The 13,018-nt window shown below is 59.4% G+C and carries 13 protein-coding genes and 1 riboswitch; of the genes, 10 read left to right on the forward strand and 3 right to left on the reverse strand.

Annotation, left to right across the window (positions count from 1 at the left end; all coding sequences use genetic code 11):
- Positions 1–63: 63 nt before the first annotated feature.
- Both ccoS and ACOYNB_RS10490 read right to left on the reverse strand, forming a co-directional pair.
- On the reverse strand, positions 64–225 hold the full coding sequence (gene ccoS, locus ACOYNB_RS10485; protein ID WP_422839025.1) for a cbb3-type cytochrome oxidase assembly protein CcoS: 162 nt from the start codon (positions 223–225) through the stop codon (positions 64–66).
- Positions 226–237: 12 nt separating this feature from the next.
- Positions 238–2,616 (reverse strand): heavy metal translocating P-type ATPase, encoded by a 2,379-nt coding sequence (locus tag ACOYNB_RS10490; protein ID WP_422839026.1) that lies wholly within the window; start codon positions 2,614–2,616, stop codon positions 238–240.
- Positions 2,617–2,704: 88 nt separating this feature from the next.
- Here ACOYNB_RS10490 and ACOYNB_RS10495 point away from each other — a divergent pair, with 88 nt between their 5' ends.
- Positions 2,705–3,205 (forward strand): DUF192 domain-containing protein, encoded by a 501-nt coding sequence (locus tag ACOYNB_RS10495; protein ID WP_422839057.1) that lies wholly within the window; start codon positions 2,705–2,707, stop codon positions 3,203–3,205.
- An 18-nt stretch (positions 3,206–3,223) separates the two neighbouring features.
- Here ACOYNB_RS10495 and ACOYNB_RS10500 read toward each other — a convergent pair whose 3' ends face one another.
- Positions 3,224–4,048, reverse strand: a complete 825-nt coding sequence (locus ACOYNB_RS10500) for a patatin-like phospholipase family protein (RefSeq protein ID WP_422839027.1) — start codon at positions 4,046–4,048, stop codon at positions 3,224–3,226.
- Positions 4,049–4,262: 214 nt separating this feature from the next.
- Between ACOYNB_RS10500 and ACOYNB_RS10505 the strand changes: the two genes are divergently transcribed.
- The 9 genes from ACOYNB_RS10505 (at position 4,263) to ACOYNB_RS10545 (ending at position 12,853) form a co-directional block, all read left to right on the forward strand.
- Entirely contained in the window at positions 4,263–5,042 is a 780-nt protein-coding gene (locus ACOYNB_RS10505) for a sulfite exporter TauE/SafE family protein (protein WP_420816871.1), read from the forward strand.
- 87 nt (positions 5,043–5,129) lie between these two features.
- Positions 5,130–6,839: a nitrite/sulfite reductase gene (locus tag ACOYNB_RS10510; protein WP_422839028.1), complete on the forward strand. Its 1,710-nt coding sequence runs from the start codon at positions 5,130–5,132 to the stop codon at positions 6,837–6,839.
- A 24-nt stretch (positions 6,840–6,863) separates the two neighbouring features.
- Positions 6,864–7,370: a DUF934 domain-containing protein gene (locus ACOYNB_RS10515; RefSeq protein ID WP_422839029.1), complete on the forward strand. Its 507-nt coding sequence runs from the start codon at positions 6,864–6,866 to the stop codon at positions 7,368–7,370.
- 57 nt (positions 7,371–7,427) lie between these two features.
- Positions 7,428–8,174 (forward strand): phosphoadenylyl-sulfate reductase, encoded by a 747-nt coding sequence (locus tag ACOYNB_RS10520; RefSeq protein WP_422839058.1) that lies wholly within the window; start codon positions 7,428–7,430, stop codon positions 8,172–8,174.
- A gap of 33 nt (positions 8,175–8,207) precedes the next feature.
- Complete coding sequence (gene cysD / locus ACOYNB_RS10525; RefSeq protein WP_422839030.1) at positions 8,208–9,161, forward strand: sulfate adenylyltransferase subunit CysD; 954 nt, start codon at positions 8,208–8,210, stop codon at positions 9,159–9,161.
- Positions 9,161–10,486, forward strand: a complete 1,326-nt coding sequence (locus ACOYNB_RS10530; RefSeq protein ID WP_422839031.1) for a sulfate adenylyltransferase subunit 1 — start codon at positions 9,161–9,163, stop codon at positions 10,484–10,486. Before cysD ends, ACOYNB_RS10530 begins: the two co-directional genes overlap by 1 nt.
- A gap of 54 nt (positions 10,487–10,540) precedes the next feature.
- Positions 10,541–11,356 carry a uroporphyrinogen-III C-methyltransferase gene (gene cobA, locus ACOYNB_RS10535; protein ID WP_422839032.1) on the forward strand — a complete coding sequence of 272 codons (816 nt, stop codon included), beginning with the start codon at positions 10,541–10,543 and terminating at the stop codon, positions 11,354–11,356.
- 65 nt (positions 11,357–11,421) lie between these two features.
- A complete protein-coding gene (fdxA, locus tag ACOYNB_RS10540) occupies positions 11,422–11,745 on the forward strand; it encodes a ferredoxin FdxA (RefSeq protein WP_374257589.1) in 324 nt (107 codons plus the stop codon).
- 31 nt (positions 11,746–11,776) lie between these two features.
- On the forward strand, positions 11,777–12,853 hold the full coding sequence (locus ACOYNB_RS10545) for an NAD(P)/FAD-dependent oxidoreductase (RefSeq protein ID WP_422839033.1): 1,077 nt from the start codon (positions 11,777–11,779) through the stop codon (positions 12,851–12,853).
- Positions 12,854–12,883: 30 nt separating this feature from the next.
- A riboswitch (TPP riboswitch) is annotated at positions 12,884–12,991 on the forward strand.
- The last annotated feature ends 27 nt before the right edge of the window (positions 12,992–13,018 follow it).

A 13,018-nucleotide genomic window follows, 5' to 3' on the forward strand; every position in this document is an offset into this window, starting at 1 on the left:
CTTGTTCTCCTATTGTTACAGGGTGGATTGTGCGTGCAAATCCATATCTAATTTTGATGAGGCTCAACGTTCGTCGGGGTCGTTCACATCGTCCGACTGGAGGATTCGCAAACCCTCTTGTTCGATATCCTCAAATTGCCCGCGATGAACGGCCCACCCCAGGACTGCCAGGATGAGAAGCACCAGCAAGACAGACACTGGAATAAGGACGTAGAGTATTTCCATGAGTAGCCGTTCTTAATGACGATTGGCGCCGAGTCTAAGTGCATTTAATACAACACCCAGGGAACTGAACGCCATCCCCAAGCCTGCCAACCACGGCGGCAGCAAGCCGGCCAACGCAAGGGGAATGCAAGCCATGTTGTAGAAAACCGACCACACCAGGTTTTGACGGACGGTGCGCATGGCCCGTCGACTGATTTGCACGGCGTCCGACAAGCCCAACAGACGTCCCCCAAGGATGATCAAATCGGCCTGCGACTGAGCCAGCGCAGCCCCCTGGTCCAATGCAATCGACACACTGGCCTTCGCCAAGACCGGCGCGTCATTGATGCCATCTCCGACAACGGCAACATGGCGCCCGGCAGACTGCGCATCTGCAATAACTTGGAGCTTTTGCTCGGGCGTCACCTGAGCGCCCGCAACGTGCATATTTTCGCCCTGACCCAGTTGTGCTGCGGCAGCAAACACCCGCGCCTCATGGTCTCCAGACAGCAAGGATGTCTTGCACCCCAACTCCCTCAGGCGTCGCACGGTCGGCATGGCCTCGTCACGGAACACTTCGTCGTAGACGAAACCACAGGCGGTTGACACATCCACTGAGCCGTCATGGCCTTGCACCGCCAGCCAGACACGCGCATCTTGATAATTTGCGCCGGTCAGCGCTAATGCGCTCTGCGCATCACCGAGCACCCAGGACGCGGAACCCAGTCGCCAAGTCGAGCCGTGGGAGTCCGTCGCCTGCACACCTTTGCCCGCGAGTTCACGCACATCAAGCCACGATTGAGCAGGCCATCCACCCACGGACTGCGCTGCCTGCACCAGCGAACGAGACAAGGGATGTTGAGAATATGAGGCCAATGAGGCCGCCAGCCCCCACTTTGACGAAAGTGCCGCAGGCAATCCGCCACGGACATCAACCAGACCTTCGGAATGAACGAGTGAGACCAGCTTGAGCTCACCCTCAGTCAAGGTGCCGGTTTTGTCAAAGTAAACCTGGTCAACCACGGCCAAGGCCTCCAGCGCATCCAAACGCCGTACCAACAACCCTTGTTTGGCCATGGCACCAGCGGCTGCAAGCAGGGCTGCTGGCGCGGACAACGAAAGCGCACATGGGCATGTGACGACCAGAACAGAGACGGCGACCCATATGGCACGAGATGGGTCAATCCAATGCCACCCTAACCACCCCAGAAATGCCAAGGCCACAACCCCCCACAAAAATGGGCCAGCAATACGGTCTGCCGCACGCATCCAACCAGGCTTTTCTGTCAGCGCCTGGTGAACCAAGGACACAATTTGCTGATAGCGGGTATCAGGCCCCAGGCGCTCGATGCACATCCAAACAGGCGCAGTCAGATTGAGACTCCCTGCCACAACCACCTGCCCTGCCACCTTTGGCACCGCCCTGGACTCTCCAGTCAGGAGCGCCTCATCCACATCTGTGACCCCGTCCAGCAACAGGCCATCCGCCGGAAAAGCCTGACCGACCAAGACGCGCACCCGATCTCCGTGTCGCAAGGAAGACAACGGCGCCGACTCCACCCGAACTTGAGAGAGGTCAGCATCAGCATCGATGGCGCGCTCCACTGCTTCAGGCAATCGGACGCACAGAGACTCCAGGGACTGCGTCACTTTTTCGCGCGCCCTGCTCTCCAGCCATCGACCGCCCAGCAGAAAGGTCACAAACATGGTCAGCGAGTCAAAATACGCTTCGGTGCCGAAGACATCCTGAGCGCCCAGCGTCACGCCAGAACTCACAATGAATGTGGCAGCGATCCCTAGCGCCACAGGGGTATCCATCGAGATACGGCCTTGCCTCGCCGCCCGCCAGGCACCTGTGAAGAACGGCCCGCAAGAAAACAGCATGACGGGCAGACTCAGCACCCAGCAGGCCCAATTCATCAGGTTCCAAAGATCCATGGGGATCTCATGAGGCCCCGCCACGTATTGCGGCGTGGTGATCATCATGACCTGCATCATGCAAAACGCTGCGACCGACAAACGCCACAAGAGCTGCCGCCGCTCTTTCAGGCGCTCGTGTCCCGCACGAGCCGAAGCATCCGGCCACGCTTTGTAGCCCACGCGCTGAACGGCATCTACCAGATCAGCCATTTTGGTCTTGCCGGGATCGAGCAAGATGCGTGCACGCTGACTGGTCGCCTGCACCTGCACCTCTGACACCCCGGGCACCTTGAGCAGAGCGTCTTCAATCGTGATCGAGCACGCCGCGCAATACATCCCCGACAAACCCAAGCCCACGCGCCGCAAACTGCTGCCCAGCGGGGCCTCGACCACGCACTGCATCAGCAAGTCAGGATCATTCAGGCCATCGGCCTGCGCCTGTGTCAGTGGCGGCAAGGGCGCATTTTGGGAGGGCGTGACTGGATTGCTCATGGATCGCGCTGATACAGTGCGGCAGGGCCATGCCAAGGCAAACTATCTTGCAAATAGTCAAAGGCATCCCGCACAAGGAATTAGATCAATGACCCGAATTGTGTTTCAAGAACAGTACGCCCTATCGCTGAAGCTGGCTTTTGTCGCAGCTTGCCTGTCTACTTTGGGCTTGTTTGCGCCAACGCAGGCTTTGGCGCAAAGTCACGCACAACGTCTTGAGACCGTCGTCCAACTGGGTGCAGGCATGCACAACATCACGGCGGAAGTGGCCTTGACACCTCAAGAGCATCAAATCGGATTGATGCACCGCACGTCGATGGGAAGCAACGAAGGCATGCTGTTCGTGTTCGAGCAGCCTGCCCAACAGTGCTTCTGGATGAAAAACACACTGATCCCGCTGGCCGTTGCCTTTGTTGCCGACGATGGTACGGTGGTCAACGTAGATGAGATGCTGCCGCAAACCCTGGACAACCATTGCTCGACCAAACCCGTTCGTTTCGTGCTGGAAATGAACAAGGGCTGGTTCAGCAAGCGCGGCATCAAATCGGGGTTCAAGCTGACAGGGATACCGTTCGGCACCCCTCGTTAAGCATCTCTTGATGCGTTTTTAGCGCGTCTTTTGCGCGATGCGCTCCTTGAGTTGGGGCAAAACCGTCAATGCTGCCTCACGCCCGGCAAGGATCGACAAACGCCGGGCACTGAACTCGGCGCTGCCAACCCCCTCCAACTTGGGCCGCATCACCACGTCAGCGTCCGCCAACTCGAACTGGCTGATCGAGTGCCCCATGATGTTGAACGTCTGCATCAGGATGTCGAGGGCCCCTTTGGTCGGCTGCCCCTCCGGAATCGCGGAGATATCCACGGCAATGATGACATCTGCTCCCATTTGCTTTGCAAAGCGGACGGGCACAGGCGACACCACGCCACCATCGATGTATTCCCTGCCAGCGATTTTCACGGGCTCAAAGACACCCGGGACTGCGCTGGATGCACGCACCGCGACACCTGGATCGCCTCGTCGGAACAAAATGGGTTGTCCATTTTGAAGATCGGCAGAAACGATGCCCAACGGCACCCTCATGTTTTCGATCTGGCGCCCGTTGGTTGCAGTGCGCACAAACTTGGCCAAGGCCTCCCCTTTGAGAATCGACCGGCCGGGAAACACCCAATCGGTGATGCTGGACTCATCCAGACTCATGGCCATTTGACCCAATTCTGTGGGCGTCTTGCCTGAAGCGTAGAGTGTTGCCACCACGCTGCCAGCAGACGTCCCCACAACGATGTCCGGCTTGATCCCCTGCTCTTCCAGAACCTGAAGCACGCCGATGTGCGCAAACCCGCGCGCCGCGCCCCCCCCAAGCGCCAAACCGATCCGCGGAGGCTTGGGCGCAGGCTTGATAACCACGGGTGGCGTCGCCGGCTTGCTGGGCACGGCATCAGGTTGCGGGCTCAGAACAGCACATGCACTTAAAAACGCGGGGAGCATTGTCGCCACGCCGACGCGCACAAGGCGCCCCTTATATTCCACGTAGGAATAAACAACTTTCAAAAATGTTCTTCTCATTTATAAAGAGATTTTCTACATTTCAGCTTCTTACAAAAAGGATGCTGTTCAAGCAGTCCGCCCAGAAAGCTGAAGTGTCGTCATGAGTTTTGACTGGATTGCTGTCGCCGCCGGAGCAGGCGTAGGCCTCATTGTCGGAGTAACCGGCGTTGGCGGCGGCTCGCTGATGACACCTTTGTTGATTTCCGTGTTTGGTCTTGACAAGGCCATCGCAATTGGTACGGACCTCTGGTTTGCCGGACTGACTAAAGTGTCTGGCTCGATCGCCCATCACCGGGAAGATCACGTCGACTATCACATTACAAAAAAATTGCTGATCGGCAGCATTCCCGCGACCATCGCAACCATGGTGTTCATGCACGTGGAAGGCATCAAGAAAAGCGGGGACAACATGTTGGCTTATGCGCTTGGTATTGCGCTGCTGCTGACGGCGGTGACTGTTGCTTTCCGCCCTGTGTGGTATCGCGTTGGCATCTGGCTGGAGCGCTGGATCACACGTGAGACTCGCCCAGCTTTGACTGTGTTGTGCGGCGCCATCTTGGGCGTACTGGTATCGCTGAGCTCCATTGGTGCTGGCGCGCTGGGTGCGACGATGATTCTCCTGCTCTATCCACGTCTGGACATGAAACGCCTGGTCGGCAGCGACATCGCCCACGCCGTGCCATTGACCATCGTGGCCGGCATTGGGCACGCTTCACTGGGAAACGTGAACTGGGTGCTGTTGGTTGAATTGCTGATGGGCTCCATCCCAGGCATCTGGGTTGGCGCGAAGCTGACCAAGCACCTTCCTGAGACAATCACGCGGATCGCGCTGTGCATCTGCCTGGTGTTGGCAGCCAAGAAGATTCTCATGACTGCCTGACGCCTTCTTTTCGTGGTGGCGACGGCCATGCCCCCACCGACCCGTTTTTTGACACCGTGACAGCCGGCTTCCGACCGGATTGATGCCATGTATCAATACACCGACTTTGACAAACAGTTTGTGCACCAGCGTGCCGCCCAGTTCCGCGATCAACTTGAACGCAACCTGGCGGGCAAATTGGGTGATGACGAATTCCGCCCACTGCGTCTGCAGAACGGGTGGTACGTTCAGCGCCATGCACCCATGCTGCGCATTGCGGTGCCATACGGTGAAATTTCTTCAACCCAGGTTCGCCAGTTGGCACGCATTGCTCGCGAGTACGATCGCGGCTATGCGCACTTCACCACCCGTCAGAACGTTCAGTTCAACTGGATTCCACTGACGAAAAGCGCTGATGTGATGGACTTGCTGGCGGATGTCAACATGCACGGCATCCAAACGTCGGGCAACTGCATCCGCAACATCACGGCCGACGCCATGGTTGGCGTGGCAGATGATGAAGTGATTGACGCCCGCCCTTACTGCGAGGTGTTGCGCCAATGGTCGACCTTGCACCCGGAGTTTGCGTTCTTGCCACGCAAGTTCAAGATCGCCGTCAGTGGCGCCAAGGAAGATCGCGCCGCCACGTACTGGCATGACATCGGCCTGCATCTGATCCAAAACGACGCGGGTGAAGTCGGCTTCCGCGTTCTGGTCGGCGGCGGGATGGGCCGCACGCCGATCACGGCCAGCGAGATCAACGCCTTTGTGCCTTGGCAACAAATCCTTGTCTTCATCGAAGCGATCGTGCGGGTCTACAACCGCTATGGTCGTCGCGACAACATGTACAAGGCCCGCATCAAGATTCTGGTGAAGGCCGAGGGGCAAAAGTTCTTTGATCAGGTGAATGCTGAATTCGAGCAGATCTTGAAGCGCGACATTGATGGTGCTGCGCACATCATTCCTCAAGCCGAGTTTGACCGTGTGGCAGCCAGCTTTGTATTCCCTGCTGGCGTGCAGGCTCATCAGGCAACAGGTAACGGTTTGCCTGATGATGCCTCGGAGAGCGACAAGAAGCAGTTCCTCAAGTGGCTGGAGCGCAATGTCCGCGGCCACAAGGTCGACGGCTATAAGTGTGTGACGCTGTCTGTGAAACGCCCCGGACAAGCCCCGGGCGACGTCACCGATGCGCAACTCGATGCCATCGCTGACATGGCCGATCGCTTCAGTTTCGGTGAGTTACGCGTGACGCATGACCAGAACGCTTTGCTGCCATTCGTGCGCGAAGAGGATCTGTTCGCGGTGTGGCAAGCAGCCAAAGCCTCGACCCTGGCTTCGGCCAACATCGGCTTGCTCAGCGACATGATTGCCTGCCCCGGCGGCGACTTCTGCGCGCTGGCCAATGCGCGGTCCATTCCGATCGCCAACGAGTTGATCGAGCGTTATCAAGACCTCGACGAGTTGTACGACATCGGCGACATCGATCTGCACATCTCGGGCTGCATCAACTCTTGCGGTCACCACCACAGCGGTCACATTGGTATTCTGGGCGTCGACAAGGACGGGTCCGAGTGGTACCAGGTTACGCTGGGTGGCTCGGACGGCTCCGACCACGCCCCCACCAGCGTGGCTGGCAAGGTGATCGGCCCATCGTTCTCCGCCGACGAAGTGGCGGACGTGATTGAGGCTGTGATTGCAACCTACCGTACGCAGCGTGCCGCCAACGAAAAGTTCATTGACACCGTCAAGCGTGTCGGCATCGACCCGTTCAAAGCCGCAGCAAACGCGGTGCGTCGCACCACAGCCAAAGCAGCCTGATCGCCCCGCAGAAGGAACGACACCATGAAATTCATCGATATTCACCACGACCAGTGGCACACCGTCGGCGGGGAAGATGGCCCGGTTTCTCACCCCCCCGTCAAGAGTAACAGCCTGCTGACGCTGGCCCAGTGGCATGCCGTGCGCGAGCAATGGCCTTCGCAGACATCGCCTGACTACAAGCCTGCGGGCGTACTGATCAGCAACGACACCGACATCGAAACGATTGAAGCTGACCTACCCAAGCTCGCCTTGGTGGTACTGAACTTCCCGAAGTGGGTCGATGGTCGTGCTTACAGTCAAGCTCATATCCTGCGCACGCGCTTCCGCTTCGCCGGCGAAATTCGTGCGACCGGTGAAGTACTGGTCGACATGATGCCGTTGCTGGCACGCACAGGCTTTGATGCCGTGGTGCTGCGTCATGACCAAGATCGTGCAGACGCAGAACGTGCCTTGGGCTTCTTTGCCGCCCGAGGTCACTACCAAGGTGATGTGCAGGTCACAAAGCCCGTATTTGGTCGTGCGGCATGACAACGCTGGAGCAAACTCATGAGTGACTCTTCTCCAATTGGTGGCGTGTCGTCCTTGATGGGGGCCGCCGCGCCCGCAGGCTCCGCGATCACGCTCTACAACAAGCCCAGCACCGACTACGCTGACAAGGTCCATTCCACCATCGAGTTGCTGAAGGCCGCTGCTGTTGAGCATCCTGACAAGGTGGTGCAAGCCACCAGCCTGGGTGTGGAAGACATGGTGTTGACCGACTTGATCGCCCGCCACCGCCTGCCCATCGCGATCGGCACGTTGGAAACGGGCGCCCTGCACCCGGAAACGGCCTCACTGATCGGCACCATCGAGACGCACTATGCCGATGCAGGCGTGCATGTGGAGGTGTACAAGCCCGCGGCGGAAGCGGTGATCGAGTTCGTGCGCAAGAACGGCGACAAGGCCATGTACGAGAGCATTGAGCTCCGCAAAGCCTGCTGCGGCGTCCGTAAACTGGAGCCCCTGAGCCGCATGCTGGCAGAGCGGTCGGCCTGGATCACTGGTTTGCGCCGCGAACAGTCCAACAACCGCGGCGACATGGCTGCGCGCGAACAAGATGACAAGGGACGTGCAAAATTCAACCCTTTGATCGAATGGACATGGGGCGACATCTGGCACTACGTGTCGGTCAACCACGTGCCCTACAACCCGCTGCACGATCAGTTCATGCCCAGCATTGGGTGTGCCCCCTGTACGCGGGCGATCGCAGTGGGCGAGGATTTCCGCGCTGGCCGCTGGTGGTGGGAAGATGAGAAGGCCAAGGAATGTGGCCTGCACGTTCACCAAAAGTGACCGGACCGAACAAGATTAACGGTACAAGAAGCTATGACTGATGTGAACCAATTGCTGGCGGAAGTGGATCACCGCCATCTGGATGCGCTGGAAGAAGAGGCCATCTTCATCTTGCGTGAAGTGGCCGCCAGCTTCGAGCGTCCTGGCCTGCTGTTCTCCAGCGGCAAAGACTCCTGCGTGGTGCTGCACCTGGCCGAAAAGGCCTTCAAGATGAAGAACCCGGAAACGGGCAAGCTGGAAGGCAAACTCCCCTTCCCGCTGCTGCACGTCGACACCGGCCACAACTTCCCTGAAGTGATCGAATTCCGTGAAAGCCGTGTGGCCGAGATTGGCGAGCGCCTGATCGTCGCGCACATGGAAGATTCCATCCAACGCGGCACCGTGCGTCTGGCTCACCCGCTGGAATCGCGCAACGGCCACCAGACCGTGACCCTGCTGGAAGCCATCGAAGACAACCGCTTCGACTGTCTGATCGGCGGCGCCCGTCGCGACGAAGAGAAGGCCCGTGCCAAGGAGCGCATCTTCTCGCACCGCGACAGCTTCGGCCAATGGCAACCCAAGGAACAGCGCCCTGAGTTGTGGAACCTGTTCAATACTCGCATCAAGCCGGGTGAACACTTCCGAGCCTTCCCCATCTCGAACTGGACCGAGTTGGATGTGTGGCTCTACATCGCCCGCGAAGGCATCCCGCTGCCCAATATTTACTACAAGCACGCACGCCAGGTGATCCGTCGCAAGGGCTTGCTGGTGCCGCTGACCGATGTGACCCCCGCACTGGACGGCGAAACCATTGAAACCGTCGACGTGCGCTTCCGCACCGTGGGCGACATGACCTGCACCTGCCCGGTTGAGTCGACCGCAACCAGCGCGGCCGACATCGTTGCCGAAACCCTGCACGTGACCGTGAGCGAACGTGGCGCCACCCGCATGGACGATCGCACCTCGGAAGCATCGATGGAGCGTCGCAAGAAGGAAGGTTATTTCTGATGACTACCGTGACCCACAACGAAGCCAGCAATGAACTGGCTCACAAGGCACTGCGCTTCCTGACAGCTGGCAGCGTGGATGATGGCAAGAGCACCCTGATTGGTCGACTGTTGTTTGACAGCCGCGCCATTTTGGCCGACCAACTGGATGCGCTTGAAAAGCGTGCCGCAGGTGCCCCGATTGATCTGTCACTGCTGACCGACGGTCTGGAAGCCGAGCGCGAGCAAGGCATCACGATTGACGTGGCCTACCGCTACTTTGCGACCAAGACCCGCAAGTTCATCATCGCTGACGCCCCAGGCCACGAGCAGTACACCCGCAACATGGTGACCGCTGCTGCCGGCTCGGACGCCGCTGTGGTCCTGGTTGACATCACCAAGATCGACTGGAAAGCGTCGCCCGTGCCCTTGCTGGCGCAAACCCGTCGCCACAGCCTGCTGGCGCATTTGCTGCGCGTGCCTTCCATCGTCTTTGCTGTGAACAAGCTGGATGCGATCGACCAAGACACCGAAGCGGCGTTCAACGCTGTGAAGGCTTCTCTGGAAGGTTTTGCCGCTCAAGCTGGTATCTCCGTGAAGGGCGTGATCCCGGTATCAGCCCTACGCGGAGACAATGTGACCACGCCAAGCGCCAACTGGCCCTGGTATCAAGGCCCGACCTTGCTGCAAGTGCTGGAACAACTGCCGGCCAGCGACGAGCGTCATGACGGCACTCTGCTGCACCCGGTGCAATACGTGACCCGCGACAGCGTGGGCGAAGGTGAAGCCACCGCCTCGGGCACCGGCCACCAATACCGCGCTTTCTGGGGTCGCATCGCACACGGCAGCGTCAAGGCCGGCGACGAAGTGCAAATCTTCCCATCAGGCGAAACCGCCATCGTGGCCGAAGTGCGTCACTCGGCGCTGGTGGTGGACCAATGCGAAGCAGGCCAGTCGGCCGGCATCGTGCTGGACCGCCAGGTCGACATCTCACGCGGTGACTGGATCCATACCCCTGGCAGCATCAAGCCGAAGGCCGAGTTCTGCGCTACCCTGGCGTGGCTGGACACCGAGCCCGCTGTGGTCGGACGCAAGTACTGGGTTCGCCACGGCAACCGTTGGGTGCAAGCGCGCATCACCTCGATCGACAATCGTCTGGACATCCATACGCTGGCCGACACCGATGCACACGAGTTGGCCGTCAACGAAATTGGCACCGTTCAAATCCAGACCCAGCAGCCGCTGCCGGTGGAAGCCTACGTGGACAACCGCGTGGGTGGTGCACTGATCGTGGTGGACCCCACCACGAACCGCACCAGCGGTGCACTGTTGGTCAAAACCGCCTGACGTAATTGACCAACATTAAGGTGTGCAGCCACGTTGCGCTCATAAGCTGACGGCATGACCGATCACACATCCACCCCTCGCACCCAACCGGCCCGCATTGTTTTCATTGGGGCCGGCCCGGGTGAAGCTGATCTCATCACCGTGCGTGGTAGCCGCCTGCTCAGCCAAGCACAAGTGGTGCTGTTTGACGCCTTGGCAGATGAGAGCCTGCGCAACCTGGCTCCGGATGCCCACTGGATCGACGTGGGCAAACGCGGCTTTTCCGGCAAGGAAGGCAGCGACTTCAATGGTCAGACGCGCATCAATCGTTTGCTGGTTGAGCACGCGTTGGCCGTCGGCCAGGCGTATGGCGAGCAAGGCTTGGTCGCGCGTCTCAAAGGGGGCGATCCGAGCCTGTTTGGCCGACTGGAAGAAGAGTTGCATGCCGTGCGCGATGCGGGCATCCCCTGCGAAATCGTGCCCGGCGTGACATCGGCATTGGCCGCTGCGGCGGCCACCCAACGCCCATTGACCCGTCGGGGAAGCGGGCGCAGTGTCAGTTTCACCACAGCCATGACCCGCACAGGCGACCTCCAGTGCGGTATGGGCCCGGGGCAGCGTGCGGATACAGAGGTGTTTTACATGGCTGGTCGGCAACTGGCACCGCTGGCCAAAGGCCTCTCGGATGCGGGTTGGCCGGCGGACGCCCCTGTCAGTGTGGTGTCACGCGCCGGTTGGCCTGACATGCGTCACTCTCTGCACACCGTTGGCAGCCTCGATGAAGCCAGCACCATTCACGCCGGACGACCTACTTTGGTGATTGTGGGCGCCGGCGCGACAGATATTCCTGACCAACCTTTGACCCATATCGCCCTGTGTGGCGAAGGTTGATCGCATCGGGCTGTCACAGCCCGGTAAAATTCTCAATTCACTTCAACTGTTTCAAGAGACCTGACATGACCCACGTCGTCACCGAAGCCTGCATCAAATGCAAATACACGGACTGTGTGGACGTGTGCCCGGTGGACTGCTTCCGCGAAGGCCCCAACTTCCTGGTGATCGACCCTGACGAGTGCATTGACTGCGCCGTCTGCATCCCGGAATGTCCTGCCAACGCCATCCTCCCTGAAGAAGATGTGCCCGGCAACCAGCAGCAATTTATTCAGATCAACGCAGATCTGGCCAAGAAGTGGCCCAGCATCACCAAGCGCAAGGATGCGCTGCCTGATGCCGACGAATGGAAGGACAAGACGGGCAAGCTGGATCAGCTGATCCGCTGATTCTGTCTGCCTGACGGTGCACGCCGCACACATGATTCACACCGATGTGGTGGTGATTGGAGCAGGCCCAGTCGGGCTGTTCCAAGTGTTCCAATTGGGACTGCTGGGCATCGATGCCCATGTGGTCGATGTGCTACCTGAGGCCGGGGGGCAGTGCATCGCACTCTACCCCGACAAGCCAATTTATGATGTGCCGGGCATCCCACATTGCACCGGACGTGAGCTTGCTTCGCTGCTGCTGAAGCAAGCATCGCCGTTTCTGAGCATCGACACGCTCAACGAAGACAGCCCTCGGCTGCACCTTGGGCATCAAGTCGAATCGGTGACCCCTCATGCGGGCATCGAGCCCGGTTTCACCCTGACCACACACCGACAGTTGACGTTCAACTGCAAGGCGGTGATGGTCGCCGCTGGGGCGGGTGCGTTTGTGCCTCGCACACTCAACCTGCCCGGACTCGAGGGTGCCAGCAACCTTCACCACCACCTGGATGACGATCTGTTGGCCAGGCTCGCTGGGCAACACGTGGTGATTTCAGGTGGTGGCGAAGAGGCGGTCGGCGCCGCCATTGAGCTGGCGTCAATTGACGCAGCGCACAGGGCTGCGCGCATCACACTGCTTCATCGTCGGGATCAATTTCAGGTCGATGCAGATTTGGCCGAGCGCTTAAACGCGCTGATTCAGGCTGGTGACATCAAGGTCACGGTCGGCATGCCTACCGATTGCCATCGCGCTGACGGTGTCATCCACTCACTCGCGCTGTTGACGCCAGACAGCACCACAGTCGAACTCCCGTTGGATCACCTGCTCGTGCGCCAAGGCATGAGCCCAAAGCTGGGCCCTTTGGCCAATTGGGGGCTGCAACTGGACCGCAAGCAAGTCCCGGTTTCCACGGCCACGTTCGAGAGCAATGTGCCCCGGATTTTTGCCGTGGGTGACATCAACAGCTATCCGGGCAAAAAACGCCTGCTCCTTTGCGGCTTCCACGAGGCCACGCTGGCAGCCCATGCCGCGTCCACGATCGTGAGACCCGAGGCACCGCAGCACTTGCTCTATACCACCACCAGCCCGCTTCTCCACGAGCGTTTGGGGGTCAAGCGTTCTTCATGAGGCGCATCGCCACACGACGCGCTTAAAATACCGTCCTGCTAGGGGTGCACCAAGCCTGATTCACGCGCTTGTTGCTGAGAGAGTCCCTTTGAACCTGAACGAGGTCATCCTCGCGTAGGGAAGCAAGTTTCAGCAAGCCTAGGCCATTTCAGGCCATGGATTGCC

Source organism: Aquabacterium sp. (assembly GCF_049317225.1).
Taxonomy (GTDB): Bacteria; Pseudomonadota; Gammaproteobacteria; order Burkholderiales; family Burkholderiaceae_C; genus Aquabacterium.